Raw genomic sequence first — 26,418 nt, forward strand, 5'->3', positions numbered from 1 at the left:
TTTTGTTATTCCTCGGTGATTTGAAATTGGAATGCGGGATGCGCTGGCAAACCACTCGTTTTGATTTGGACCTTTCTCGCCCATTGGTCATGGGCATTGTGAATGTCACGCCCGATTCTTTTTCAGACGGTGGCGTGCATGCAAAAACGAGCCAGGCGCTCCAGCATGCAGAACTTTTACTTCAGCAAGGCGCGGATATTCTTGATATCGGTGCGGAGTCCACTCGGCCAGGTGCTGATGTTGTTCCCTTGGACTTGGAGCTCAAACGGCTTGTGCCTTTTTTGCAAGAAGCAGTCCGCTGGCAAGTCCCTCTTTCGGTAGACACTTACAAGCCCGAGGTGATGCGCGTGGCGCTCGATTTGGGTGTGGACATCATCAACGACATCTGGGCGTTGAGGCAAGTGGGGGCAGAAGAGATCGTGACCTCACACCCATCTTGTGGCATTTGTTTGATGCACATGCATCGCGATCCACAAACCATGCAGCTGCAAACGATGGAGGGTGATGTCACCGAAGAAGTTACGCGATTTTTGCAGCAACGATTAAATGTGCTTCAAAGGCTTGGTGTAAATTCAGCACGAGTTGCTCTCGATCCGGGTATAGGTTTTGGTAAAACCGTTGATCAAAACTTCAGATTACTGGCTTTGCAATCCCAATTGTTGTACTTGGGATGTCCTGTTTTGGCTGGGTGGTCCCGAAAGTCGTCTTTGGGGTCTGTGTTGGCGAAAGATGGCCAAACACCGGATTCAATGCATCGTCAAGCGGCCAGTGTGGCGGCTGCTTTGTTGGCGGTTGACCGCGGCGCATCCATTGTTCGTGTGCATGATGTTTTGCCAACACTGCAAGCGCTCGCAGTTTGGAATGCCATGAAACGCAATGCCTGACCAGCCCGCCAGGAATGACCACTGATGCAGGATTAAAATTAAAGATGTTTACAAAATACAGGAATGTTTATCATGGCACGTCAATTTTTTGGTACTGACGGTATCCGTGGCACTGTTGGGCAAAGTCCCATTACCCCTGATTTTATTTTGCGATTGGCTCATGCTGTTGGTCGGGTTCTCAAGTCCAAAGAGGCCCATCCGACAGTTTTGATCGGTAAAGATACACGCATTTCTGGTTACATGTTGGAGAGCGCCCTGGAGTCCGGTTTCAACTCGGCTGGCGTCGATGTCGTTTTGCTGGGGCCGGTTCCGACACCCGCTGTGGCCTACCTGACGCGCGCTCAGCGCGCTTCTTTGGGTGTCGTGATCAGTGCCAGCCACAATCCTTTCGCTGATAACGGTATCAAATTCTTCAGTGCGCAAGGCACTAAATTATCGGATGCGTGGGAGGAAGCGGTTGAGGTCGCCGTGCTTGAAGAACCTGTTTGGGTGGACTCTGCCACATTGGGTAAAACACGTCGTCTTGATGATGCAGCTGGTCGTTATATCGAATTTTGCAAAAGCACTTTTTCCAACGATCTGACACTTAAGGGTCTTAAGATTGCTGTAGATGCCGCGCACGGTGCAGCCTATCAAATCGCCCCCAAAGTCTTTCATGAATTGGGGGCAGAGGTCATCTCCATGGGATGTTCCCCTGATGGTTTGAACATCAATAAGGGTGTTGGCGCTACGCATCCCGAAGCACTGGTGCAGATGGTGATACATCATGGCGCCGATTATGGAGTTGCGTTGGACGGGGATGCAGATCGCTTGCAGATCGTGGATTCTTCGGGACGCCTATTTAATGGCGATGAATTGCTTTACCTGATGGTGAGTGACCGCTTGGCGCGTGATGAAGTCGTCCCTGGTGCTGTGGGGACTTTGATGACCAATATGGCAGTAGAACTTGCGCTCAAAAAACGGGGCGTACAGTTCATCAGAGCCAAAGTTGGTGACCGTTATGTGCTCGAAATTTTGCATGACAAACGGTGGCTGCTGGGGGGGGAAGGTTCGGGACACCTGTTGGCTCTCGACAAGCAAACGACAGGTGATGGTTTGGTCAGTGCGTTGCAGGTCTTACAAGCTTGTGTCAGCAGTTCCAAGACCATGGCGCAATTGCTGATGGGGGTGGAGCTTTTTCCGCAAACCCTCATCAATGTGCGTTTGCAGCCTGGTTTTGATTGGCAAGGACATCAGCCTTTGTGGGATGCGACCAAGGCAGCAGAGTCTGCGTTGGGTGACACTGGACGCGTCCTGATTCGAGCAAGCGGTACTGAGCCTCTTGTGCGGGTGATGGTCGAAGCCCGAGATCCCGTTCAAGCGCGTGAGCTGGCAGAGAGAATTGCGGCAACTTTGGCCCTATAAATCAGCGAAATCGGGGAGATGCCTGTTCAATAGATCAATCGTTCGGGTCGGATTTCTTGCAAGATGGTGGTAGCAATTTCTTCAATGGATTTGGTGGTGGTTGAGAGCCAGCGGATGCTTGAACGCCGCATCATGGCTTCTGCCTCTGACACTTCCATTCGGCAGTTTTCGAGGCTGGCGTAGCGAGAGTTGGGTCTGCGCTCGGAGCGGATTTCAGCGAGTCGATCGGGTTGGATGCTCAGGCCAAAGATTTTTTTGCGGTGTTGGACCAGGGCGGGCGGGAGTTGCCGGCGCTCGAAATCTTCAGGAATCAAGGGGTAATTGGCGGCTTTCAGTCCGTGCTGCATGGCCAGATACAGACTGGTGGGGGTTTTTCCGCTTCTGCTCACACCGACCAAAATGACATCGGCCGATTCCAGATCGCGGTTGGATTGGCCATCATCGTGTGCCAAGGAAAAGTTGATGGCCTCGATTCGATCATGGTATTCCTTGCTTTTGCTGACATCCGAAAAGCGTCCCACGCGGTGATGAGATTTGATGCCCAATTCATTTTCCAGAGGATTCACAAAGGTGCCAAACATGTCGAGCAGCATCCCTTGGCAATGCTCCTGAAGTACTTTGAGCACATCCATGTTCACCAAGGTGGTGAAAACGATGGGTTTAGTACCTTCAGTATCTGCTGTGTGGTTAATTTGCCGTACCGCTTGATGCGCCTTGTCGATGGTATCGGTGAAGGGTAGGCGCACATGTCGGGTTTTCATCTCGAATTGGGCGAGGATAGCGTTGCCAAAAGTTTCAGCGGTGATGCCTGTGCCATCGGAAACGAAAAAAACGGTGCGTTTGGACATGGATTCAAAAAATTTCAAATGCCGAGGGCACCAAGCCCCCTAAAATGATTTGATTATCCATGGCCTGTTGGCTTGCGGTTGTATTCGAAGAACAACAAAACCCTTGTCTGCGCCATGGAGCCCGGTTTTAACTTTGGAGCTTTGTATGTCTGATCTTTTCAGTGAGACCGCTTTGGTCGTGCCGTTTGAGCATTTGCGCATGACCGATGTCGAATCGGTCGGAGGCAAAAATGCCAGTCTGGGTGAGATGATTTCTCAATTGCCTTCGGGTGTGCGGGTGCCAACGGGTTTTGCCACCACTGCCCATGCTTTCCGGCAGTTTTTGAATTTTGACGGCTTGACTGAACGGATCAATGCCCGTTTGGATGCGCTTGACACCGAGGATGTTCGTGCGTTGGCTGTTGTGGGTGCTGATATCCGCGCTATGGTGGAGGCGCAACCTTTCCCGGCCGATCTGGAAAATGCCATTCGTGAAGAGTTTTTGAAGTTGCAAGGCAGCAACCCGGATGCTTCTTTTGCGGTGCGTTCTTCGGCCACTGCCGAAGACTTGCCAGATGCTTCGTTTGCTGGGCAGCAAGAAACCTTTTTGAATGTGGTGGGCATCCAGGATGTGCTGCACAAGATGAAAGAAGTGTTTGCCTCCTTGTACAACGACCGCGCCATCAGCTACCGTGTTCACAAAGGCTTTGCCCATGCCGATGTGGCTTTGTCAGCAGGCGTGCAGCGGATGGTGCGCTCTGATATGGGCGCTGCGGGCGTCATGTTCACCATTGACACCGAATCAGGTTTTGAAGATGTGGTGTTCATCACGTCCAGCTACGGTTTGGGCGAAACGGTGGTGCAAGGCGCCGTGAACCCCGACGAGTTCTATGTGCACAAGCCTATGCTGGCCGCGGGCAATCGTTGTGTCATCCGTCGCAATTTAGGCTCCAAACTGATCGAAATGGTGTTTGCCAGCCCCGAGGAAAAAGCGGCTTCAGGCAAGCTGGTCAAAACCACTGATGTGCCGACTGAACTGCGCAATCGTTATAGCCTCACGGACGCTGAAGTGGAGCAACTGGCGCGCTATGCAGTGATCATTGAGCAGCATTACGGTCGCCCGATGGACATTGAGTGGGGTAAGGACGGCACCGATGGGCAGCTTTACATTTTGCAGGCGCGACCTGAAACCGTGAAGAGTCAGGCCAAGGGCACGCCAGAATTGCGTTACAAACTCAAAGGCAAAAGTACCATCCTGGCTGAGGGCAGGGCGATTGGCCAGAAGATCGGAACAGGCCCTGTGCGTTTGGTGCACAACATCAGCGAGATGGACAAGGTCCAGCCCGGCGATGTGCTGGTCACCGACATGACCGATCCAAACTGGGAGCCGGTGATGAAACGCGCCAGTGCCATCGTCACCAACCGTGGCGGTCGCACCTGCCATGCTGCCATCATTGCCCGCGAGCTGGGCATCCCGGCGGTGGTAGGGTGTGGCAATGCCACAGAACAGTTGAAAGAAGGCACGCTCGTGACCGTGAGCTGTGCCGAGGGCGATACCGGGCACATTTACGATGGCTTGCTGGAAACTGAAATCAGCGAAATCCAGCGTGGCGTGCTGCCTGAGATCAAGACCAAAATCATGATGAACGTGGGCAACCCCCAGTTGGCCTTCGATTTTGCGCAGCTGCCCAACGCGGGTGTGGGCCTAGCGCGTCTGGAATTCATCATCAATAACAACATTGGTGTGCACCCCAAGGCAATTCTGGACTACCCAGCGATCGATGCCGATTTGAAAAAAGCCGTGGAATCGGTGGCCCGTGGCCACGCATCGCCTCGCGCTTTTTATGTCGACAAGGTGGCAGAAGGCGTGGCCAGCATCGCAGCCGCTTTCTGGCCCAAGCCGGTCATCGTGCGCTTGTCTGACTTCAAGAGCAACGAATACCGCAAGCTCATTGGTGGCAGCCGTTACGAGCCCGAAGAAGAAAACCCGATGCTCGGTTTCCGGGGCGCTGCACGCTACATCAGCGCAGACTTTGGCGAAGCTTTTGCCATGGAGTGCGAAGCCCTCAAGCGTGTTCGTGGCGAAATGGGGCTGACCAACGTCCAGGTCATGGTGCCGTTTGTCCGCACCTTGGGACAGGCTGAGAAGGTCACAAAGCTGCTGGCCAGCCAGGGTTTACGCCGTGGCGAAAACGATCTCAAACTCATCATGATGTGCGAGGTGCCCAGCAATGCGATTTTGGCTGAACAGTTCCTTGAATTCTTTGATGGCTTTTCGATCGGCTCGAACGATCTGACCCAATTGACCTTGGGTCTGGACCGTGATTCCGGCTTGGATTTGTTGGCTGCTGATTTTGATGAGCGGGATCCAGCTGTGACGGCATTAATTGCCCAGGCGATCAAGGCATGCCTGGCGCAGGCCAAATACATCGGCATTTGTGGCCAAGGGCCCAGCGACCACCCGGACTTCGCACATTGGCTGATGGATCAAGGCATCAGCTCCATCTCACTTAACCCTGACACGGTGATCGAAACCTGGACCAATTTGGGTCGCTGAGTTTCAATACAGAGCGCTGCGATGGCCCAATCTATTGAGTCCAGTATGACTTCGTCATACCGCTGGAGGCTTCATCGCAACGTGCTGATTTACATCGTCATCCTCTTTTCATTGATGGGGGCGATGGCTTGGGCTGAGCAATGGGGATTGTCACGTAATTTGATAGGCCCCATTTTTTTGTTCAGCACGGTGATGATTTATGCCTTGATTGGCATTTCAGGCCGAACCTCCGATGAGGATGAGTATTACGTGGCCGGACGTCGAATTCCGGCGATGTACAACGGTATGGCGACAGCAGCAGATTGGATGAGTGCGGCTTCATTCATCAGTTTGGCGGGCGCACTTTATTTGCAAGGTTTTTCAGGCAGCGGCCAACAGCCTGGTGGTTTGGCTTATGTGTTGGGCTGGACTGGGGGGTTTTGCCTCGTCGGGCTGCTGATTGCCCCTCAACTAAGGGCCATGAACCTCTACACCTTACCTGATTATTTTGATCAACGGTTTGGAGGTCGTTGGCCTCGTGTAATCGCGGCATTTTCGTCTGTGCTGTGCTCTTTCACCTATGTGGTGGCACAAATTTATGGCATTGGATTGATCGCCTCCCGATTGACCGGTGTCCAGTTTGAGATAGGTATTTTGTTGGGTCTGGGGGGCGTTCTCCTGTGTTCTTTTCTCGGGGGGATGCGGGCAATTACCTGGACCCAGGTAGCGCAATACATCATGCTGCTGCTGGCTTTTTTGATTCCTGTTTCCTGGTTGGCATACAAGCAATTGGGCACGCCTTTGGCACCGTTGGCTTACGGGGCTCAATTGGCCCACATTGATGCGATCGAAAAGAGATTGCTCAATGATCCAGCAGAAATCGAGGTCCGACAGGAGTATGCACGCAGAGCCCAAGTTTTCGAGGCCAGACTGCAACATGTGGATCGGTCCATGGTTGAACTCCGGCAAGAACTTGAAGACAAAATCCAATGGCTCAAGGCGCAAGGTGCTGATTTTTCGGCCATTGCCCAAGCTCGACGCGAGTTGTTGGCTGTTCCTCGTGATCCGGTGCTTGCAAAAGAGCAATGGTCCCGTGCATTGCAGGAGAATCTGGACCGTTCAAGGCCCTTAGGCGGCATGCCACCTCATTCGCAAGCTTTCAGTGGCAATCCTGATGGCTCTCCTGAAGAGGTCAAGGTCTTCCATGAATCCAGACTCAATTTCGTTGCCTTGGTGTTTTGCCTGATGGTCGGGACGGCTGGATTGCCACATTTGCTGACACGGTTTTATACCTTGCCATCGGTCGCGGAAGCTCGAACCTCAGTAGCCTGGTCCTTGTTCTTCATTGGATTGCTGTATGTCAGTCTGCCCGCGCTCGCCGTTTTGGTGAAGTATGAGGTGCTCAATAATTTGGTAGGCAGCAGCTTTGAAGACTTGCCCAGCTGGATGTCTCAATGGGCTCGTCTGGATTCTGCTTTGCTGCAAATTGCTGATGTCAATGGTGACCGCATCTTGCAATTGGGCGAGTTAAAACTGGGTGCAGACATGATCATGCTGGCCACGCCTGAACTGGGGGGGATGCCCTTTGTTGTGTCGGGTTTGGTTGCGGCGGGGGGATTGGCCGCCGCATTGTCTACGGCAGACGGCCTGTTGTTGACCATCAGCAATGCACTGGTGCATGACATCGGTCCCGGCCGTGATCGCCGGCCTCAATCGCCTGAAGGGCGTGTCATTTTGTCCAAATTTGCGCTTTTGGCTGTGGCCATGTTGGCTGCGGTGGTGGCGGCATTCAAACCGGCTCAAATCTTGGCATTGGTGTCTGCTTCATTTTCATTGGCTGCAGCCGCATTTTTTCCGGGGATGGTTTTGGGCATGATTTGGAAGCGAGTCCACAGATCAGCGGTGGTTGCGGGTATGCTGGCTGGGTTGGGCGTGACCTTGTTCTACATGGGCATCAACACTTCGGGTTTTCGTTACTTCTGGGGGCTGGATTCAACAGCTGGCATGTGGTTCGGTATTCAACCTCTGTCTGCTGGAGTTTTTGGTGTGCCTGCAGGCTTTTTGGTCATGATCGTATTGACCGTGCTGCTCCCGGAAGATTCCATGTCGGATTTCGACAATAAAGACACCTGTGAAATTGCGCGCACCAATGGCTACCCAGGCCTTTAAATAAAGCTATAATCGCAGGCTTCGCCTTGCCGCACCCCGACAGACGCTGGGGGCGGCTTTTCCAACCTTTTGGGTTAACCGCAAGGAGTCTCAATGCGTCATTACGAAATCATTTTGCTGATCCATCCCGATCAGTCCGAACAAGTTCCAGCCATGCTGGAGCGCTACAAAGGCATGATCACTGTCGGCGGTGGCAACATCCACCGTGTAGAAGACTGGGGCCGTCGTCAGCTGGCATACCAGATCAACAAGCTGGGCAAAGCCCACTACCTGTGCGTCAACATTGAGGCCGACCAGGCCGTGATGGCTGAACTGGAGCATGCCTTCAAGTTCAACGATGCCGTTTTGCGTCACCTGACTGTGCAAAAGAAAAAGGCCGACACAGCTCCTTCGTCCATGATGAAGACGGTTGAGCGCGAAGAAGCCCGCAAGTCACAACAAGCAGAATTCGCCGCTTGATACTGACCTGTTGAGGAGTGAACCGTACTGAGTTGACCGCCTGTATTGCCGAGCAAGCCGCTTTGCGATACACCCCCGCTGGTTTGCCTGCTCTGGATCTGATCCTCGAGCACGCCTCTGAAGTTCAAGAGGTCGGGCAAAACCGAAAAGTCCAGTTGAAAATTCGTGCATTGGCCCTCGGGGTTTCTGCAGAAAAACTGGTCAAGCAAGCGGTAGGCAGTGTCTGGACGTTCAAGGGCTTTTTAGCCACCCCTCGACAAGGCAAAAGTGTCGTGTTGCACATTCAAGAGTTTCAGCAAGATTAATTTCAGGAGGCCCCATGGCCACGTTCAAAAAATTCAACAAAGACAAGCGCCCCAAGCGCAACACCCAGTCGCTGCTGTTCAAGCGCAAGCGTTTCTGCCGCTTCACTGTGACAGGCGTCGAAGAAATCGACTACAAAGATGTGGACACCCTGCGTGACTTCATTGCCGAAAACGGCAAGATCATTCCTGCACGTTTGACTGGCACTCGCGCCATCTTCCAGCGTCAGCTCAACACAGCCATCAAGCGTGCACGCTTTCTGGCCATGTTGCCCTACACCGACCAGCACAAAGTCTAAGGAGAACAACCATGCAAATCATTCTGCTCGAAAAGGTTGTGAACCTGGGTAATTTGGGTGAGATCGTCAAAGTCAAGGACGGTTACGCACGTAACTTCTTGATTCCTCAAGGCCGTGCCCGCCGTGCAACGGAAGCCAACAAGGCCGAGTTTGAGGCTCGCCGCGTTGAACTGGAAAAAGCAGCTGCTGCCAAGTTGGCAGAAGCCCAAGCCCAAGGCGAAAAGCTTTCTGGCTTGGTCGTCAAGCTGACTCAGAAAGCTGGTGTGGATGGCCGCTTGTTTGGTTCTGTGACCAACCATGACATCTCTGAAGAGTTGAACAAGCAAGGTTACAAACTGGTCAAGTCCCAGATTCGCATGCCCAACGGCCCGATCAAGACCGTGAGTGATTCCACGGTGTCCGTGGCTTTGCACACCGATGTGGTGGTGGACGTGACGGTGACTGTGTACGGCGAAACTGCCTGATCATTGATCATCTTTCAAAAGCCGCCTGGCGATGAGCTTGGCGGCTTTTTTGTTTTTTGTAATCCCTTTGTCTGTAGCGCGGAGTTCTCCCGCATTGCTCACCGTTTTCCCCTTGCTTATCCACAGGCTTATCCCGTGACGATCAGGGTGAGCGGGACTACCATAGAGTTTTTCATACTGCCCTAGATGTCTGCTGTATTTACGAACCATTTGAACGAGTTTCCCGCGGATCTGTCGACCGACAGTCAAGTGGCCAAATTGCGGGTGCCTCCACACTCGATTGAAGCCGAGTCCAGTGTCCTGGGGGGCTTGTTGCTCGATAACAGCGCTTGGGATCGGGTGGGCGATTTGCTGGTCGATTCGGATTTTTACCGCCATGAGCACAAGCTGATCTACACCGCCATTGGGGCGTTGATCAATGCGTCCAAACCTGCGGACGTCATCACGGTCAGTGAGCAACTGCAAAACCAGGGCAAGTCTGAGGAGATGGGCGGTCTGGGTTATCTGAATTCACTGGCGCAGTATGTGCCCAGTGCCAGCAATATTCGCCGCTATGCCGAGATCGTGCGAGAGCGCTCCATCTTGAGAAAGTTGGTCACCGCCAGTGACGAAATCGCTACCAACGCCTTCAACCCGCAAGGCAAGGCGATTGATCGGATCCTGGACGAAGCCGAGCAAAAAATCTTCAACATCGGAGAAGAAGGCTCGCGCATGAAGCAGGGCTTTCAGTCGATGGACACGCTGGTGGTTGAGCTGCTCGACCGCGTTCAGGAGATGGCGGACAACCCCAATGACATCACGGGTGTTCCAACGGGGTTTTATGACCTCGACCGTATGACGTCAGGCCTGCAGCCGGGCGATATGGTGGTGTTGGCGGCGCGCCCATCCATGGGCAAGACGGCATTTGCGATCAACATTGCAGAGCATGTGGCCTTGAACGAGGGCTTGCCTGTGGCGGTCTTTTCCATGGAAATGGGAGCCTCCCAACTCGCTGTTCGTGTGGTGGGCTCCATTGGCCGCGTGGACCAGGGGCATCTGCGAACCGGCAAATTGACCGATGAGGAATGGCCTCGACTGACCGAAGCCATCGAAAAACTCAGAACCGTGTCCTTGCACATTGACGAAACGCCTGGTCTTACCCCGTCTGAATTGCGCGCCAATGCGCGGCGCCTGGCGCGCCAGTGCGGCAAGCTGGGTCTGATCGTGGTCGACTACTTGCAGCTGATGAGTGGTTCCGGCTCTTCGGGCGGCGATAACCGCGCCACCGAATTGGGTGAAATTTCGCGTGGTCTGAAAATGCTGGCCAAGGAATTGCAATGCCCGGTGATTGCCTTGTCGCAGCTGAACCGAAGCGTGGAGCAGCGCACGGACAAGCGCCCGATGATGAGCGATTTGCGGGAATCGGGGGCGATTGAGCAAGATGCCGACATCATCATGTTCATTTACCGCGATGATTATTACAACAAGGACTCCAAAGATCCCGGGGTTGCGGAAATCATCATTGGCAAGCAGCGTAATGGACCGACTGGAACAGTGCGACTGGCCTTCCTGAAAAACCTCACCCGCTTTGAAAGCCTCGCATCAGGCGGTCTGGGCAGCGACGATTACTGATCGCTGCCGCCAAAGCCTCACAGTGTATCGCTGGCAAAGTCAGCCAATCGTGACCGTTCACCGCGTGCCAAGGTGATGTGTCCGCCGTGAGCCCATCCCTTGAAACGATCAACCGCATAAGTCAGGCCGGAGGAGCCTTCGGTCAGATAAGGGGTATCAATTTGGGCCAAATTGCCCATGCAGATGATTTTGGTGCCCGGCCCGGCGCGGGTGATCAAGGTCTTCATTTGCTTGGGCGTCAGGTTCTGTGCCTCATCAATGATCACATATTTGTTCATGAATGTGCGGCCTCGCATGAAGTTCATGCTCTTGATCTTGATGCGACTCTTGATCAGTTCATTGGTCGCCGCCCGACCCCATTCGCCTGCGTTGCCGCCATCACCTTTGGCCAGAAATTCCAGGTTGTCGTCCAGTGCGCCCATCCAGGGGCCCATTTTTTCTTCTTCCGTGCCTGGCAGGAAACCGATGTCTTCACCCACGCTCACGGTGGCGCGAGTCATGATGATTTCAGTGTAGCGGCGATCATCCAACACCTGGGTCAAGCCTGCTGCCAGCGCCATCAGCGTCTTGCCTGTACCGGCTGTACCTGCCAGTGTGACAAAGTCGATGTCTGGATCGGTCAACAAATTCATGGCGAAGTTTTGTTCGCGATTGCGCGTTGTGACGCCCCAAACAGCATTCTTTTGGTGAGTGAAGTCTTTCAGCGTGCGCAAAACGGCAGTTTTGTCGCGAATTTCTGTGACGCGGGCATAAAGGCTGGGCTCACCTGGGGCTTCAAAATACACAAACTCGTTCATGAACAGGCTCGGCACAATGGGGCCGGAAATCCTGTAATAAGTATGTGTGCCTTGCTGCCAGCTTTCCACGGTTTTACCGTTTTTGCTCCAGAAGTCCTTGGGCAAAGCCAGAGTGCCCGGATAGAGCAAATCCCCATCTTCCAGGGTCTTGTCGTTCTGGTAGTCCTCGGCTTGCAGACCCAGAGCGCGGGCCTTGACCCGCATGTTGATGTCCTTGGAAACCAGAACCACCTCTCGGGGTGCGTACAACTGTCCCAATGCCTTGACCACACCGAGAATCTGGTTGTCCGCCTTGCCTTGAGGAAGGGCCAATGGCAGGCTCAAATCAAGGGCCTGTGTCTGGAAGAACAATTGACCCAGAGCGTCACTGTAGCCTGTGGTGTTCAGCGGTGATCCTTTGCCCAGATCTGCGCCGTGCGCGGATGCCAATGCATCGAGTGACCTGCTGGCCTGACGTGCATTACGGGCCACTTCGGTCATGCCTTTTTTGTGACCATCGAGCTCTTCCAGCACGATCATGGGCAAAAACACATCGTGCTCTTCAAAGCGGAACAAGCTCATGGGGTCATGCATCAACACATTGGTGTCCAGCACAAACAACTTCGTTGGGCCTGATTTGCGTTTGCTGCGCTTGACGCTGGGCGCATCAATTTGGGGTGAGCTGGGCGTTTCCATGTGGACAGCCGGTGCTGGCGGTGAGGCGATTGCACTTGACTTGTTGTTACGGCGTTGAGGTTGCTTGGCCTGTGTCGGCAACGTCGCGATGGTGCTGGCTGGGGCCTCGGCAGGCGCTGTGTTGTCTAAGTCCGAAGTGGATGCCTCAAAAGCCTTGGAAGTCAAACGGCTGGCGCGTTGGGTGGGGGCGGGTGGCAGTGGCATGAACAAAGACCTCTTGAAAAGTAATGGGGAATGCAACCGAAAAAAGAAAAAGCCGCCTGGAGGCCAAGGCGGCTTTTTGTGAGGGCGTGGGGCTGAGCTTCAGCTGCATGAAACCATTATGCATGAGCCAGATGGCAGTTCATCATGCTCAGATGGTTTCGTGTGTTCAGGCCGCTTCATTGAGGTCTTTGACCGCTTTGAGCACTTCTTCAACGTGGCCAGGGACTTTCAAACCGCGCCATTCCTGCTTCAAGGTGCCGTCCGCACCAATCAGGAAAGTACTGCGCTCAATACCTTTGACTTTTTTGCCGTACATGATTTTGTTTTTGACCACACCAAACATGTGGCACATTTTTTCTTCGGTGTCAGCGATCAGTTCAAAAGGCAATTCCAACTTGGCTTTGAAATCATCATGGGATTTCATGTTGTCTCGTGAAACGCCAAGTACCATGGCGCCTGCTTTGACAAAATCTTTGTATTTGTCGCGAAACTGCATGGCTTCGGTTGTGCAGCCTGGTGTATTGTCTTTGGGGTAGAAAAACAAGACGACAGTTTGGCCGACGTGAGAGATGTTAGAAACTTTCAGACCGCCTGTGGCGTTCGCTTCAAATTCTGGGAGGGGTTTGTTTAGAACGATCGCCATAAAACTCTGATCTCGCTTGACTGTTTGAGCCTGGACCACTGGGTGTGGCCATCAGCTGCGCTTGAAGGCCATGAGCCTCGACAACCGTCTATTTTACTCTGAAGAGACACACTCAGAATAGACTGTGTCTGTTGGGGGCATGGCGGTTGGCAAATGCATGCTTTAGGGTTCGATGATCAGGATGGCGGTGACTTTTCGGCCTTCGCTGGCCAGGATGTTGTAGGTGCGGCAGGCCGCTGCCGTGTCCATGGTTTCGATGCCAATGCCTAGGCGGATCAGTGATAAAAGCCATTGGGGTTTGGGAAATCGAAGTCGCTGGCCACTGCCAAAAAGCACCAATTCAGCGCCTGTTGTGACAGCCTGGGCAAAGTCCTCGGCTGTTAAATCAGCGAATGGTTTGTCGGTCCAGTGACCTGGCGCAGTTTCGGGCAGACTGCTGACGAGCAGAGACTGACTGAATTTTTGGCCATTGACCTCTATCCAGCCTTCGCCGTAGGCGTTGATCGTGGGGGCGTTCGATTTGTCTGGCTGAAGTTTCATGTCGCGGTCTGGTTGTGGGCACGACTCAATTCAACATCGGAACGTTGTGCAGCTCATTGCGGCTGAAAAGGTCTTGAAATGTGGTCAAATTATAGGTTTTCCCCAACGCAACTGCCTTTGGAGGCACTTTGAAGACCATTCAAAAATCTGCCAAGCTCGCCAACGTTTGTTATGACATCCGCGGCCCCATCATGGACCGCGCTCGACAAATGGAAGAAGACGGACACAAGATCATCAGGCTGAACATCGGGAATTTGGCAGTTTTTGGGTTTGATGCGCCCGAAGAGATACAGCAAGACATGATCCGCAACCTGCCCAATTCGGCGGGTTATTCGGACAGCAAGGGGATTTTTGGGGCGCGCAAGGCCGTGATGCATGAGACCCAGAAACAAGGCATTTTGGGTGTCACACTGGACGACATTTACTTGGGCAATGGTGCCAGCGAATTGATCGTGATGGCCACCAATGCATTGCTTGACAACGGCGATGAGCTATTGTTGCCTGCACCGGATTACCCTTTGTGGACTGCTGCAGTCAGTCTGTCAGGTGGCACGCCCGTGCATTACAACTGTGAAGAGTCCAACGGCTGGATGCCTGATTTGGCGGATATCCGGGCCAAAGTCACACCGCGCACCAAGGGCATCGTGGTTATCAACCCCAATAACCCAACCGGGGCCTTGTATTCGGACGCGTTGTTGCAAGGCATTGTGGCTATTGCGCGCGAGCATGGACTGGTGATTTTTGCCGATGAGGTGTACGACAAAGTCCTGTACGACGGTGTCAAACACACACCCTTGGCCAGCTTGTCCCAAGATGTGCTGACCTTGACGTTCAACTCGCTGTCCAAAAGTTACCGCTCTTGCGGTTACCGAGCAGGATGGATGGTGATTTCTGGCGACAAAAAGCCCGCCAAGGATTACATCGAAGGCCTGAATATGTTGTCGAACATGCGTCTGTGCGCGAATGTTCCTGGTCAATGGGCCATTCAGACCGCATTGGGCGGACATCAAAGTATCAATGAGTTGGTGGGCGAGGGGGGGCGTTTGCGCAAACAGCGTGATTTGGCCTATGAGCTGATCACTGCCATCCCGGGGGTTCATTGTGTCAAGCCGCAAGCGGCCTTGTACATGTTCCCCAAATTGGACCCCCAAATTTACCCGGTCAAGGATGACCAGGAGTTTTTCCTCCAATTGTTGGAAGAAACCAAAGTCATGCTGGTTCAGGGGACAGGTTTCAATTGGCCGGACCCCGACCATTTCAGGATTGTTTTCCTGCCGCATCTGGACGATTTGCGTGAAGCCATCGCCCGAATGGCGCGCTTTCTGGAGGGGGCTCGCAAGCGTTTTGGCACCGACACGCTCGTGGCCTGATTTTTTGAATGGGGGTTGGCTGAGTCGACCCCGAACCGTAGAAGTGAAAAGATGAAACCGATCAAAGTAGGCCTGTTGGGCATTGGGACTGTAGGCAGCGGCACTTTCAACGTGCTCAAACGCAACCAGGAAGAAATTCAGCGTCGCGCAGGCCGGGGCATTGAAATTGCCATGGTGGCCGATTTGAACGTGGCTCGCGCTCAAGAACTGGTGGGCAACAGTGTTCAGGTCGTGGGCGATGCCCGTGAGGTGATTGCCAATCCTGAAATCGACATCGTGATCGAGCTGATCGGTGGCTATGGCATTGCCAAAGCCCTGGTGCTTGAGGCGATTGCAGCCGGCAAGCATGTGGTGACGGCCAACAAGGCCTTGCTGGCTGTGCATGGGACCGAAATTTTTGCGGCTGCACAAGCCAAAGGCGTGATGGTGGCTTTTGAAGCCGCTGTAGCCGGTGGCATCCCGATCATCAAGGCACTGCGCGAAGGCCTGACGGCCAACAGCATCCAATGGGTGGCCGGCATCATCAATGGCACCACCAACTTCATCTTGTCCGAGATGCGCGACAAAGGTCTGGACTTTGGTGTGGTACTCAAGGAAGCACAACGACTGGGTTACGCCGAAGCCGATCCCACATTCGACATTGAAGGTGTGGATGCTGCACACAAAGTGACTTTGATGAGTGCGATCGCGTTCGGCATACCTGTGCAGTTTGACAAAGCCTATGTGGAAGGCATCACTCAGCTGGGCGCTGCTGACATCAAATACGCCGAACAGCTGGGCTACCGCATCAAGCTTTTGGGCATCACCAAGCGCACAGCGCAAGGCGTGGAGCTGCGCGTGCACCCTAGCCTGGTGCCAACCCAACGCCTGATTGCCAATGTGGAAGGCGCCATGAACGCCGTGATGGTGCAAGGCGATGCCGTGGGCACCACTTTGTACTACGGCAAGGGCGCAGGCTCTGAGCCCACGGCCAGTGCGGTGATTGCTGATTTGGTGGACATCACACGCTTGCACACGGCGGACCCGCTCAATCGCGTGCCACATCTGGCTTTCCAGCCCGGCGCCATGAGTGACCTGAAGGTCTTGCCGATGGCTGAAGTTGTGACCAGCTATTACCTGCGCTTGCGCGTGGCCGATCAGGCGGGCGTGCTGGCCAAGCTCACGGGTTTGCTGGCCGAATCAGGTATCAGCATCGATGCGGTCTTGCAACGCGAAGCCGACCAGGTCAGCCAAGCCGGTGAAAACCAGACCGATGTGATCATCCTGACCCATGACACCCGCGAAGGTACCTTGAACGAGGTTCTGGCCCAGATGCAGGCCTTGCCCACCGTGATGGCCCCGATCGTTCGTATCCGCAAAGAAGAGCTGAACTGATGCGTTACCTCTCCACACGCGGCCACGCTGACCGCAAACGCTTTTGTGAAATTCTGCTGGAGGGCTTGGCACCCGATGGCGGTTTGTACCTGCCCGAGTCTTACCCCCGTGTGGATGCAGCCATGTTGACGCGATTTCGCCAAGTCTGGCAAAGCCAGGGCTATGCGGCCCTGGCTTTTGAAGTCCTGTCGCTGTACATCGACGACATTCCGGCTGAAGACCTGAAGGCGCTGTGCCTGAAGACCTACACCGAACAAGTGTTTGGCACCCCCCAAATCGTGCCGCTCAAGCCTTTGCAAAGCGCAGGCAGCGCCAAGCCGGACTTGTACCTTGAGGCGTTGTCCAATGGCCCGACGCTGGCCTTCAAGGACATGGCCATGCAATTGCTGGGCAACTTGTTTGAATACGAGTTGACCCGTCGTGGCGAAGAGCTCAATATTTTTGGTGCTACTTCCGGTGACACGGGCAGTGCAGCCGAGTACGCCATGCGTGGCAAGAAGGGCGTGCGCGTTTTCATGACCAGCCCCAACGGCCGCATGAGTCCCTTTCAGCAGGCTCAAATGTTCAGCCTACTCGATGACAACATCCACAACATCGCCATTGAAGGCGTGTTCGATGACTGCCAGGACTTGGTCAAGTCGGTGTCCAATGACCTGAATTTCAAGCGGCAGTACAAGATTGGCACGGTCAACTCGATCAATTGGGCCCGCTTGCTGGCCCAGGTGGTGTATTACTTTGCAGGTTATTTTCAGGCCACTCAAAGCAATGCGCAGATGGTCAGTTTCACCGTGCCCAGCGGCAACTTTGGCAACGTCTGCGCAGGCCATGTGGCCCGCATGATGGGTTTGCCCATCGACCGACTGGTGGTGGCGACCAATGAAAACGATGTGCTCGATGAGTTCTTCCGCACCGGCGTGTACCGCGTGCGCGGCACGGCGGATACGCACGAAACATCCAGTCCCTCGATGGACATCTCCAAAGCCAGCAACTTTGAGCGTTTCGTGTTCGATTTGCTGGACCGCGATGCCGCAAAAATCCAGGCCATCTTTGGTGAAGGCTTGAGCCACCAAGGCTTTTTTGACCTGTCGGCCGACCCGCGTTTTGCCAAAGCCGCCACCGTCTATGGCTTTGACAGTGGCAAGAGCACGCATGCGCAGCGTTTGCAGACGATTCAGCAGGTTTTTGCGCAATATGGCGTGATGATCGACACGCACACGGCCGATGGCGTCAAAGTGGCCCAAGAGCATGTGAACCTACAAGTGCCCATGATCGTGCTGGAAACGGCACTGCCCATCAAATTTGCGGCGACCATTGTGGAAGCTTTGGGTCGTGAGCCCGAGCGCCCACCCCAGTTTGAAGGCATCGAGCAATTGCCCAAACGGGTCAAAGTCATGCCCGCCGATGTGGCACAGCTCAAGAGCTACATTGCGCAACACTGCCATTGAGAACCTGAAATGACTCCACCACGCGCACCGTTGATGCCTCTGGACCAAGCCCTGCAGACGCTTTTGTCCCAGATTGAGCCCTTGCCTGGTTTTCAGGAGGTGGCCACGTTTGATGCGGATGGACGTGTTTTGGCCAGTGATGTGGTCTCCGGCTTACAGGTGCCTGCGTTTGACAATTCATCCATGGATGGCTACGCCGTGCGGTGCGCTGATATCTCACCTTCCGGGGAGCCCTTGCTGGTGACGCAACGCATTGCTGCGGGGCACCAAGGCCAGCCTTTGCAGGCGGGTCAGGCGGCACGCATTTTCACGGGGGCACCGGTGCCACCAGGGGCTGATGCCATCGTGATGCAAGAGCAAGTGGAGGTGTTGACGCAGGCAGAGCAAACGTGGATTCGACCCACCGTCCAGCCCGGGGCTGGTGAATGGATTCGCCACAGTGGTGAAGACATTCGCCAAGGCGAGACGGCTTTGAAGCGGGGGCAGAAACTGGGCCCTGCCGAGCTGGGTTTGGCGGCCAGCTTGGGTTTGGCCCATCTGCGGGTCATGCCACGTCCGCGTGTGGCCTTGTTTTCCACCGGTGACGAGTTGATCATGCCCGGTGATGTGGCACCCGACGAGATGCCCGCAGGGGCCATTTACAACTCCAACCGTTTTTTCTTGCGTGCCTTGTTGCACCGTTTCGGCTGTGAAGTCAGTGATCTGGGCATCGTGGCCGATCGACGCGATGCGACGTTGGCGGCGTTGAAAACCGCAGCGGACCACCACGACTTGATTTTGACCAGCGGCGGTGTGTCCGTGGGCGAAGAAGACCACGTCAAGCCTGCCGTGCAATCTTTGGGTGCCTTGGCACTCTGGCAAATTGGCATGAAGCCCGGTAAACCCTTTGCCTATGGTCACATCAACCGCGCGACGGTGCCAGGCGCCGCCCATTTCGTCGGTTTGCCGGGCAATCCCGTGTCCAGTTACATGACTTTTTTGCTGCTGGTCAGGCCTTTGCTGTTGAAGTTGCAAGGTGTCGACCAGCTCATGCCACCGTGCTTGAAGCTGCCTGCACACTTTGATCTGCCCAAGGCCGACAAGCGTCGTGAGTTCTTGCGCGTTCGCCGCAATGCCCAAGGCGGCCTGGACCTTTTTCCGAACCAAAGCTCGGGTGTGTTGACTTCTGTGGTGTGGGGCGATGGTGTTGTCGACAACCCAGCAGGCCACACCATTGCGCAAGGCGATCGGGTGGATTTCTGGCCTTTTTCGGAGTGGTTGGCATGAACGTGCAGGTTCGTTACTTTGCTTCATTGCGTGAAAGCATCGGGCTTTCGGCTGAAAGCGTTCAGACTCAGAGCACCGATGTTGCGGGCCTTCGAGCCGAATTGATTGCCCGAGGCGGTGCTTATGCAGATTGCCTGGCGACGGGGCGCCCGGTTCGGGTGGCGGTTAACCAGGTCATGGCGCTGGAGACCACGGCATTGCCTGCGGATTGTGAAGTGGGATTTTTCCCGCCCGTCACAGGAGGCTGACCCCATGGCATCCCTGGTTTCCATTCAAACCCAAGACTTTGATGTGTCTGCCGAGCTGAACGCTTTGCGGGCCCAAGATCTGCGTGTCGGAGCCGTCTGCACTTTTGTGGGAACAGTGCGCGATACCCGTGCGCTCACGGGCCAGTCCCAGGATGAAGTCCAGGCCATGGAGCTGGAGCACTACCCGGGGATGACAGAAAAGTCGATCGAGACCATGATCGACGAGGCTCACCGGCGCTTTGATTTCTATGCAGCCCGTGTGATTCACCGTGTCGGTCGTTTGCTGCCCGCCGACCAGATTGTGTTGGTCGCCGTGACGTCTGCGCACCGGGGTGAGAGTTTCAAGGCCTGTGAATTCTTGATGGACTACCTCAAGACCCAGGCGCCATTTTGGAAAAAAGAACAAACGCCTCAAGGCGCTCACTGGGTAGATGCCCGAGTCTCGGACGATGCCGCTTTGGCCCGCTGGGGCATTGAGTCGTCAAACGTCTGAGATCAATGCGTGTAGCGCGGTGCCACGGGCGCTGCCTCGCCGGGGGCGTCTGTGGTTTGTACGACTGGCGCTGGTGTGTAGCCCCAATCAGCCTTGACCAGCGCTTGGTGAATCAAGTGGATCAAACCGTGAACCAGTGAGGCTTGCAAGTTGAGCTGGCAGGACTTGACAGGCATGTCGGGGTTTTTTTCCTGAAACGTGATCGCCAATCCACCGCCCGTTTGCAGGCTCAGCTGAGCATCCGTGATCAGCAGGGGCTCGTCTCCCAAAGGCAATTGTTGGGCTTTGGCTTCAAACGGCGTTGAAAAATCGGCCTTTTGCAAAAAGGCATCGCGTTTGATCTCGGTCAGCATTTGCTGAGCCATCGGGTCAGGCGCAGCGACACCAGGTTGCGCGGCCTCCAGTCTGACCACCGATTGGTCGATGGCGGGCATCAAACGCGTGCACATGCGCCGAGTTAGCCAAAACCTGAATTCCTGACTGTCTTGCGTGTTCAGCCGTAAAAGCAGCCGATCCTGGCGCTCTTCATAAGTGACGGAAAGCTGGTGAATGTTCATGAACTTGATTTTAGGCAAACTCCAGCGCCTATTTTGGCCTTGAAAATGTCCTTCAGGGCCTAAGCTAGGGAGCATTGGAGAACCTTTATGCGCATTGACAAATTGACCACCAAATTCCAGGAAGCCCTCGCTGATGCCCAATCATTGGCCTTGGGGCGGGACCATGCCTACATCGAGCCAGTGCACGTTCTTGTGACGATGCTCAAACAAGACGATGGCCCCAAAGCGTTGCTCTTGCGTGCTGGCGTTCAGGTGCAGGGCCTGCTGTCAGCCGCTGAAGCCGCTGTGGGGCGTTTGCCCCAGGTGACAGGACAAGACCAGGTGCAAGTCGGCCCTGAGCTGGTCAAGCTGCTGCAAGCTGCCGAAAAAGAGTCCATCAAGCGCGGTGATGCGTTCATTGCCAGCGAGCTGTTTTTGCTGGCTGTGGCCGACCACAAAGCCGAGTTGGGGCGACTTGCCAAAGAGTATGGCTTGAACCGCAAGAGTCTGGAGACCGCCATCACCGCTGTTCGCGGCGGCGAAACCGTGGGCAGTGCCGAGTCTGAAGGGCAGCGGGAAGCGCTCAAAAAGTACTGCATTGACCTCACAGAGCGTGCCCGATTGGGCAAACTCGACCCGGTGATCGGACGCGATGACGAAATCCGCCGAGCCATCCAGGTCTTGCAACGCAGAACCAAGAACAATCCCGTGCTCATTGGTGAGCCCGGTGTGGGCAAAACCGCCATTGTGGAGGGCTTGGCACAGCGCATCGTGGCGGGTGAAGTGCCCGATTCACTCAAAGGCAAACGCGTTTTGTCGCTGGACATGGCGGCCTTGTTGGCCGGTGCCAAGTTCCGAGGCGAATTTGAAGAGCGCTTGAAAACCGTTTTGAACGAGTTGGCCAAAGACGAGGGGCAAACCATCGTTTTCATCGACGAGCTCCACACCATGGTAGGCGCGGGCAAAGCCGAGGGCGCCATGGATGCGGGCAACATGCTCAAGCCAGCCTTGGCCCGGGGCGAGTTGCATTGCGTGGGTGCGACGACCCTGGACGAGTATCGCAAATACATCGAAAAAGATGCGGCTTTGGAGCGGCGCTTTCAGAAGATTTTGGTCAATGAACCCAGCGTGGAAGCCACCATTGCCATCTTGCGCGGTCTGCAAGAGAAGTACGAAATTCACCACGGGGTAGACATCACCGATCCGGCCATTGTGGCGGCAGCCGAACTCAGCCACCGTTACATCACGGACCGGTTTTTGCCGGATAAGGCCATTGATTTGATCGATGAAGCTGCTGCCAAGATCAAGATCGAAATCGACTCCAAGCCCGAAGTGATGGACAAACTCGACCGGCGTTTGATCCAGTTGCAAATTGAGCGTGAAGCCGTGCGCAAGGAGCACGACGAGGCATCGCAAAAACGCTTTGCCCTGATCGAAGAAGAGATCGTCAAGCTCAAGAAAGAGGCCTCGGATCTGGAAGAAATCTGGCATGCCGAAAAAGCGCAGGCCCAAGGTGGCCAGCAAGTGCGTGAGCAAATTGATCAGTTGCGTCAGCAAATTGAAGAGTTGACCCGCAAAGGCGACTTCAACAAAGTGGCCGAGTTGCAGTACGGTCAGTTGCCAGCCTTGGAAAAGACGCTCAAGGAAGTGCAAGCCAAAGAGGCCGCCCCTGGCGAAAAGCCTGTGCACCGGTTACTGCGCACCCAGGTGGGCGCCGAAGAGATTGCTGAGGTTGTGTCCCGCGCCACCGGCATTCCTGTGTCCAAAATGATGCAGGGCGAGCGCGAGAAGCTCTTGCAGATGGAGGACAAGCTGCACCAACGCGTGGTGGGTCAAGACGAGGCCATTGCGGCCGTGGCCAACGCGATTCGCCGCTCGCGCTCGGGTTTGTCAGACCCCAACCGTCCAACAGGTTCTTTCCTGTTCCTGGGCCCCACGGGTGTCGGCAAGACGGAGCTGTGCAAGGCCTTGGCGGGTTTTCTGTTTGACAGCGAAGATCACCTGATCCGCGTGGACATGAGTGAGTTCATGGAAAAGCATTCCGTGGCGCGTCTCATTGGTGCGCCTCCGGGTTATGTGGGCTACGAAGAGGGCGGCTATTTGACCGAGGCCGTGCGTCGCAAGCCCTACAGCGTGTTGCTGCTCGATGAGGTCGAAAAAGCCCATCCCGATGTGTTCAACATCTTGCTGCAAGTGTTGGACGACGGCCGCCTGACCGATGGGCAGGGCCGCACGGTGGACTTCAAGAACACGGTGATCGTCATGACCTCGAATTTGGGTTCTCACCTGATTCAAGCCATGGTCGGTCAGCCTGTCGATGACATCAAGGATGCGGTCTTGGATGAATTGAAATCCCATTTCCGACCCGAGTTCCTGAATCGCATTGATGAGACGGTTGTTTTCCATGCGCTGGATGCCCAGCACATTGCTTCGATCGCCAGCATCCAATTGCAGGCCTTGAAAGACCGATTGGCACGCATGGACTTGGGTCTTGAAGTGACCCCGGCGGCCTTGGCCGAGTTGGCGAAGGTCGGTTTTGACCCGGTGTTTGGTGCGCGTCCGCTGAAAAGGGCCATCCAGCAGCGACTGGAAAATCCTTTGTCCCGTTTGCTGCTGGAAGGGCGGTTCTTGCCCAAGAGCTGCATCGAAGTTTCGGTCGATCCCGTTCAGCACCCGGGGCAATTCGACTTCAAGGTTATTGAAGCTGCGGCTTGATATTGGGTTTCAAGGTCATCAAGGGGCTGGATGGCGACATCCGGCCCTTTTGTTGTGTGCGGCTAAACTCCATTTCTTGCAGTCTGGCTGAAGTTTCTCATTCCAGAGTCTGGCGGGCAGCAAGCTTGAATGGGTTGAATTTCTATGCACTTGGCTTCTTCGGGTTCCTCCAAGGACTGGCGCAATGATGCCAAGGTGACGGGTTTGGTGGGCATGGCACATGCCAGTTCGCATTTTTCGCATTTGCTCTTGCCTTTGATGTTTCCGATCTTCATGCGGGACTTTGGCTGGAGCTTTTCCGAGTTGGGCTTGCTCAGTACCTTGTTTTTTGTGGTGTCAGGTGCAGGGCAGGCGAGTGCCGGTTTTGTCGTCGATCGCATCGGGGCACGGCCTGTTTTGATGACGTCCATGATGTTGTTTGTCCTGGCCTGTCTTTTGGCGTCGACCGCCCAGAGTTACTCCGCCTTGATGGGCGTGGCTGTTTTGGCCGGCTTGGGCAATGCGCCGTTTCACCCGGTTGATTTCACCATCTTGAATCAGAGGGTTTCTACCCCTCGTTTGGGTTATGCGTTCAGTGCACATGGGCTCAGCGGTAATTTGGGCTGGGCGGTGGCGCCTGTGTTTTTTACCGTGACGGGTGCACTTTGGGGTTGGCGCGCTTCATTTCTATCGGCAGCTGTGGTGTACCTGCTCATTTTGCTGATCCTGCTGTGGAATCGAGCGCATTTGGTGACCACCAGCTCATCCCGTACCCCCGGCGCAGCGCATGCCGGAAGTGATTTGTCCTTCATGCGCTTGCCAGTTGTGTGGTGGTGTTTTGCATTTTTCTTGCTGTCCACCATGACACTGGCTGTGGTTCAGAATTTCTCGGTCCCCATCCTCAAGGCTTTGCATGGGGTGAGCTTGGAGATGGCTTCCATGACCTTGACGGCGTACATGCTGATGGGTGCCGTGGGCATGTTATTTGGCGGTTTTGTGGCCGCCCGTTTTCCAAAATGGAGTGACCGCGTGGTCGCGGTGTGCATGAGTGTTGCTGCCGTGTTCATGGCTTTGTGTGCCAGTGGTTTGTTGGGTGCGATGGGCAGTTTGTGGGTTTTGGCGGCGACGGGTTTTGCTTTGGGGGTGGGTGGCCCCAGCCGCGATCTGATGATCAAGAAAGCCACACCCAAGGGGGCCACTGGGCGGGTGTATGGCCTGGTCTATTCGGGGCTGGATGTCGGGTTTGCCTTGTCGCCCGTAATTTTTGGATTTTTCATGGACAAAGGCTGGTACAGCGCAACGTTGCTGGCCGCCGCCAGTGTGCTGTTACTCAGCGTGGGCACGGCCTTGGGTGTGGGGCGTCGGACTGCTGCGGCGACTTGAATTTTGATCAACAGGGGTGACAGTCGCTCTTGAGGTGTGTGGGCAAAATGCAACCATGAACACAAAAATCGCAGGCCATCTTCTCGTTGAATGCCTTTTGGCCCAAGGCGTGACCCACGCGTTCGGGGTGCCGGGGGAAAGTTATCTGGCGGTGCTGGATGGTTTCCATGTTTACCGTGACCAAATCCGCTTTGTGACATGCCGCCAAGAGGGCGGCGCGGCTTTCATGGCCGAGGCTCAGGGCAAACTCACGGGCCGCCCGGGCATCTGTTTTGTCACCCGAGGACCCGGTGCCACCAATGCTTCTATTGGCGTGCACACGGCGTTTCAGGACTCTACGCCCATGGTGCTGTTTGTGGGTGATGTGGCCAGTGACACGCGCGATCGCGAAGCTTTTCAGGAAATGGACTACACCCATTTCTTTGGTCCCTCTACCAAAGGCATGGCCAAACGGGTCGAGCGGGTGGATGACCCGGAGCGCTTGCCCGAATACGTGGCCCGTGCATTTGCCACCGCGATGAATGGCCGCCCTGGCCCTGTCGTTGTGGTCTTGCCCGAAGACATGCTGACCCAGACCATCCAGTCAGCACAAGCCTTGCCGCGCGTGGAGCCGGTACAAGCCTGGAGCGATCCCGGAGCGCTGCGCAGTTTGCGCGATCTCTTGCTGGCCTCCCAGAAGCCTTTGGTCATTTGCGGTGGTGGTGGCTGGACAACGCAATCTGCACAAGCTTTGCAGCGGTTTGCTGAAAATTGGCAACTGCCTGTGGCCAATGCTTTTCGTTTTCAAGACACTTTTGACAACCACCATGTCCAGTATGCAGGCGATGTGGGGATTGGCCTCAATCCTGCGCTGGCGGCTCGCATCCGTGAGTCGGACCTGATCGTGGCCATCGGCCCTCGTTTGGGCGAGATGACAACAGGTGGCTACACCTTGCTTCAGGCGCCTAGAACGGTGCAAAAACTGGTACATATCCATGCCAGTGCGGAAGAGTTGAACCGGGTGTACCAAGCTGACTTGGCCATTTTGTCCACCATGAATGCCGCAGCCCGCAGCCTGGAAGTCTTGACGGCGCCCAGCGATGTGCCATGGGTGGCCTGGACGAGTCAAGTACATGCGGCTTATCTGGAAAACCTCCAGCCCCAGGATTTGCCGGGCAGCATTGATATGCCTGCCATCGTGGGCACTCTGCAAAAGCACCTTCCTGCAGACGCCGTCTTGACCAATGGCGCGGGCAACTTTGCCAGCTGGATACACCGCTTTTACCGGCACCATGGTTTGGTCAAAGGACACAAAACCCAATTGGCGCCCACTGTGGGGGCCATGGGTTATGGCGTTCCAGCGGGCATTGCGGCCAGCTTGTTGACGGGACGTGTGGTGTTCACCATTGCGGGTGATGGCGATTTCCTGATGAATGGGCAAGAGCTGGCCACCGCCGTTCAGCATGGTGCCAAAAGCATCATCGTTTTGTTGAACAATGGCATGTACGGCACGATTCGCATGCACCAAGAGCGTGAATATCCGCAGCACGTCACAGGCTCGCAGTTGGAAAATCCGGACTTCGTGGCTTTGGCCCAAGCCTATGGTTACGCCGCCTTGCGGATTCATCAAACCGGGGACTTTAAAGCGGCCTTGCTGGCTGCTTTGGCGCGCACCCAGGGCACCTTGATCGAGGTGATGCTTGACCCCGAAGTGATCACCACTCGCGGCACTTTGAAAGCCATCACCGATGCGGCATTGCGCAAGCAAGCGGCTTGAGTGGCAGGCCTTCCAATTTAACCAAGGATCTGAAAAGCC

General features: G+C 55.1%; 24 protein-coding genes. 18 read left to right on the forward strand and 6 right to left on the reverse strand.

The genetic code is table 11. The annotated features are described in order from the left end of the window. Nucleotides 1-38 precede the first annotated feature (38 nt). Together folP and glmM are read left to right on the forward strand one after the other, a co-directional pair. The gene (gene folP, locus B9Z51_RS06035; RefSeq protein ID WP_108372871.1) at nucleotides 39-884 is read left to right on the forward strand and encodes a dihydropteroate synthase; all 846 of its coding nucleotides are present in this window, start codon (nucleotides 39-41) and stop codon (nucleotides 882-884) included. Between the two features lie 72 nt (nucleotides 885-956). Beyond that, nucleotides 957-2,288 (forward strand): phosphoglucosamine mutase, encoded by a 1,332-nt coding sequence (gene glmM, locus B9Z51_RS06040; protein ID WP_108374784.1) that lies wholly within the window; start codon nucleotides 957-959, stop codon nucleotides 2,286-2,288. Between the two features lie 26 nt (nucleotides 2,289-2,314). Here glmM and B9Z51_RS06045 read toward each other — a convergent pair whose 3' ends face one another. Next, nucleotides 2,315-3,136: a pyruvate, water dikinase regulatory protein gene (locus tag B9Z51_RS06045; RefSeq protein ID WP_108374786.1), complete on the reverse strand. Its 822-nt coding sequence runs from the start codon at nucleotides 3,134-3,136 to the stop codon at nucleotides 2,315-2,317. A gap of 145 nt (nucleotides 3,137-3,281) precedes the next feature. Here B9Z51_RS06045 and ppsA point away from each other — a divergent pair, with 145 nt between their 5' ends. The 6 genes from ppsA (at nucleotide 3,282) to rplI (ending at nucleotide 9,344) form a co-directional block, all read left to right on the forward strand. After that, nucleotides 3,282-5,672, forward strand: a complete 2,391-nt coding sequence (ppsA, locus tag B9Z51_RS06050) for a phosphoenolpyruvate synthase (RefSeq protein WP_108372873.1) — start codon at nucleotides 3,282-3,284, stop codon at nucleotides 5,670-5,672. A 21-nt stretch (nucleotides 5,673-5,693) separates the two neighbouring features. Next, nucleotides 5,694-7,820 (forward strand): VC_2705 family sodium/solute symporter, encoded by a 2,127-nt coding sequence (locus B9Z51_RS06055; RefSeq protein ID WP_108372875.1) that lies wholly within the window; start codon nucleotides 5,694-5,696, stop codon nucleotides 7,818-7,820. Nucleotides 7,821-7,913: 93 nt separating this feature from the next. After that, nucleotides 7,914-8,279, forward strand: coding sequence for a 30S ribosomal protein S6 (gene rpsF / locus B9Z51_RS06060; protein ID WP_108372876.1), 366 nt, complete (start codon nucleotides 7,914-7,916; stop codon nucleotides 8,277-8,279). A 32-nt stretch (nucleotides 8,280-8,311) separates the two neighbouring features. Then, nucleotides 8,312-8,584 carry a primosomal replication protein N gene (gene priB / locus B9Z51_RS06065; RefSeq protein WP_233254855.1) on the forward strand — a complete coding sequence of 91 codons (273 nt, stop codon included), beginning with the start codon at nucleotides 8,312-8,314 and terminating at the stop codon, nucleotides 8,582-8,584. Nucleotides 8,585-8,598: 14 nt separating this feature from the next. Beyond that, the gene (gene rpsR / locus B9Z51_RS06070) at nucleotides 8,599-8,880 is read left to right on the forward strand and encodes a 30S ribosomal protein S18 (RefSeq protein WP_019427495.1); all 282 of its coding nucleotides are present in this window, start codon (nucleotides 8,599-8,601) and stop codon (nucleotides 8,878-8,880) included. An 11-nt stretch (nucleotides 8,881-8,891) separates the two neighbouring features. Further along, entirely contained in the window at nucleotides 8,892-9,344 is a 453-nt protein-coding gene (gene rplI / locus B9Z51_RS06075) for a 50S ribosomal protein L9 (protein WP_108372880.1), read from the forward strand. On the opposite strand, the gene B9Z51_RS18520 is transcribed toward rplI, so the two are convergent. After that, entirely contained in the window at nucleotides 9,345-9,554 is a 210-nt protein-coding gene (locus B9Z51_RS18520) for a hypothetical protein (RefSeq protein ID WP_199227523.1), read from the reverse strand. On the opposite strand from B9Z51_RS18520, the gene dnaB reads away from it, so the two are divergent. Further along, nucleotides 9,531-10,955, forward strand: a complete 1,425-nt coding sequence (dnaB, locus tag B9Z51_RS06080) for a replicative DNA helicase (RefSeq protein WP_108372882.1) — start codon at nucleotides 9,531-9,533, stop codon at nucleotides 10,953-10,955. The two genes, B9Z51_RS18520 and dnaB, sit on opposite strands and share 24 nt — an antisense overlap. Before the next feature lie 17 nt (nucleotides 10,956-10,972). On the opposite strand, the gene B9Z51_RS06085 is transcribed toward dnaB, so the two are convergent. From B9Z51_RS06085 to B9Z51_RS06095, 3 genes are all read right to left on the reverse strand, one after another. Beyond that, a complete protein-coding gene (locus tag B9Z51_RS06085; RefSeq protein WP_108372884.1) occupies nucleotides 10,973-12,631 on the reverse strand; it encodes a PhoH family protein in 1,659 nt (552 codons plus the stop codon). Nucleotides 12,632-12,797: 166 nt separating this feature from the next. Next, nucleotides 12,798-13,274, reverse strand: coding sequence for a peroxiredoxin (locus tag B9Z51_RS06090; RefSeq protein ID WP_108372886.1), 477 nt, complete (start codon nucleotides 13,272-13,274; stop codon nucleotides 12,798-12,800). A gap of 162 nt (nucleotides 13,275-13,436) precedes the next feature. Further along, entirely contained in the window at nucleotides 13,437-13,814 is a 378-nt protein-coding gene (locus B9Z51_RS06095) for an Mth938-like domain-containing protein (protein ID WP_108372887.1), read from the reverse strand. A 128-nt stretch (nucleotides 13,815-13,942) separates the two neighbouring features. Here B9Z51_RS06095 and B9Z51_RS06100 point away from each other — a divergent pair, with 128 nt between their 5' ends. The 6 genes from B9Z51_RS06100 to B9Z51_RS06125 are packed head-to-tail and all read left to right on the forward strand — an operon-like array spanning nucleotide 13,943 to nucleotide 20,010. Beyond that, nucleotides 13,943-15,184: a pyridoxal phosphate-dependent aminotransferase gene (locus B9Z51_RS06100; protein ID WP_108372889.1), complete on the forward strand. Its 1,242-nt coding sequence runs from the start codon at nucleotides 13,943-13,945 to the stop codon at nucleotides 15,182-15,184. A 51-nt stretch (nucleotides 15,185-15,235) separates the two neighbouring features. Continuing rightward, nucleotides 15,236-16,558, forward strand: a complete 1,323-nt coding sequence (locus B9Z51_RS06105) for a homoserine dehydrogenase (protein ID WP_108372891.1) — start codon at nucleotides 15,236-15,238, stop codon at nucleotides 16,556-16,558. Continuing rightward, nucleotides 16,558-18,003 carry a threonine synthase gene (gene thrC, locus B9Z51_RS06110; protein ID WP_108372893.1) on the forward strand — a complete coding sequence of 482 codons (1,446 nt, stop codon included), beginning with the start codon at nucleotides 16,558-16,560 and terminating at the stop codon, nucleotides 18,001-18,003. The genes B9Z51_RS06105 and thrC overlap by 1 nt, the downstream gene beginning before the upstream one ends. Nucleotides 18,004-18,012: 9 nt before the next feature. After that, nucleotides 18,013-19,269, forward strand: a complete 1,257-nt coding sequence (glp, locus tag B9Z51_RS06115; protein ID WP_108372894.1) for a gephyrin-like molybdotransferase Glp — start codon at nucleotides 18,013-18,015, stop codon at nucleotides 19,267-19,269. Then, the gene (locus tag B9Z51_RS06120) at nucleotides 19,266-19,517 is read left to right on the forward strand and encodes a MoaD/ThiS family protein (RefSeq protein WP_108372896.1); all 252 of its coding nucleotides are present in this window, start codon (nucleotides 19,266-19,268) and stop codon (nucleotides 19,515-19,517) included. The genes glp and B9Z51_RS06120 overlap by 4 nt, the downstream gene beginning before the upstream one ends. 4 nt (nucleotides 19,518-19,521) lie before the next feature. After that, nucleotides 19,522-20,010 carry a molybdenum cofactor biosynthesis protein MoaE gene (locus B9Z51_RS06125; RefSeq protein ID WP_108372898.1) on the forward strand — a complete coding sequence of 163 codons (489 nt, stop codon included), beginning with the start codon at nucleotides 19,522-19,524 and terminating at the stop codon, nucleotides 20,008-20,010. A 2-nt stretch (nucleotides 20,011-20,012) separates the two neighbouring features. On the opposite strand, the gene B9Z51_RS06130 is transcribed toward B9Z51_RS06125, so the two are convergent. Next, nucleotides 20,013-20,567, reverse strand: coding sequence for a hypothetical protein (locus B9Z51_RS06130; RefSeq protein WP_146187692.1), 555 nt, complete (start codon nucleotides 20,565-20,567; stop codon nucleotides 20,013-20,015). Nucleotides 20,568-20,654: 87 nt separating this feature from the next. Here B9Z51_RS06130 and clpB point away from each other — a divergent pair, with 87 nt between their 5' ends. From clpB to B9Z51_RS06145, 3 genes are all read left to right on the forward strand, one after another. Continuing rightward, a complete protein-coding gene (gene clpB / locus B9Z51_RS06135) occupies nucleotides 20,655-23,261 on the forward strand; it encodes an ATP-dependent chaperone ClpB (protein ID WP_108372901.1) in 2,607 nt (868 codons plus the stop codon). A gap of 144 nt (nucleotides 23,262-23,405) precedes the next feature. Next, nucleotides 23,406-24,623 (forward strand): MFS transporter, encoded by a 1,218-nt coding sequence (locus B9Z51_RS06140; RefSeq protein WP_108372903.1) that lies wholly within the window; start codon nucleotides 23,406-23,408, stop codon nucleotides 24,621-24,623. Nucleotides 24,624-24,678: 55 nt separating this feature from the next. Beyond that, complete coding sequence (locus B9Z51_RS06145; RefSeq protein ID WP_108372905.1) at nucleotides 24,679-26,379, forward strand: thiamine pyrophosphate-binding protein; 1,701 nt, start codon at nucleotides 24,679-24,681, stop codon at nucleotides 26,377-26,379. The last annotated feature ends 39 nt before the right edge of the window (nucleotides 26,380-26,418 follow it).

It is taken from the genome of Limnohabitans sp. T6-5 (assembly GCF_003063315.1).
Lineage (GTDB): Bacteria > Pseudomonadota > Gammaproteobacteria > Burkholderiales > Burkholderiaceae_C > Limnohabitans_A.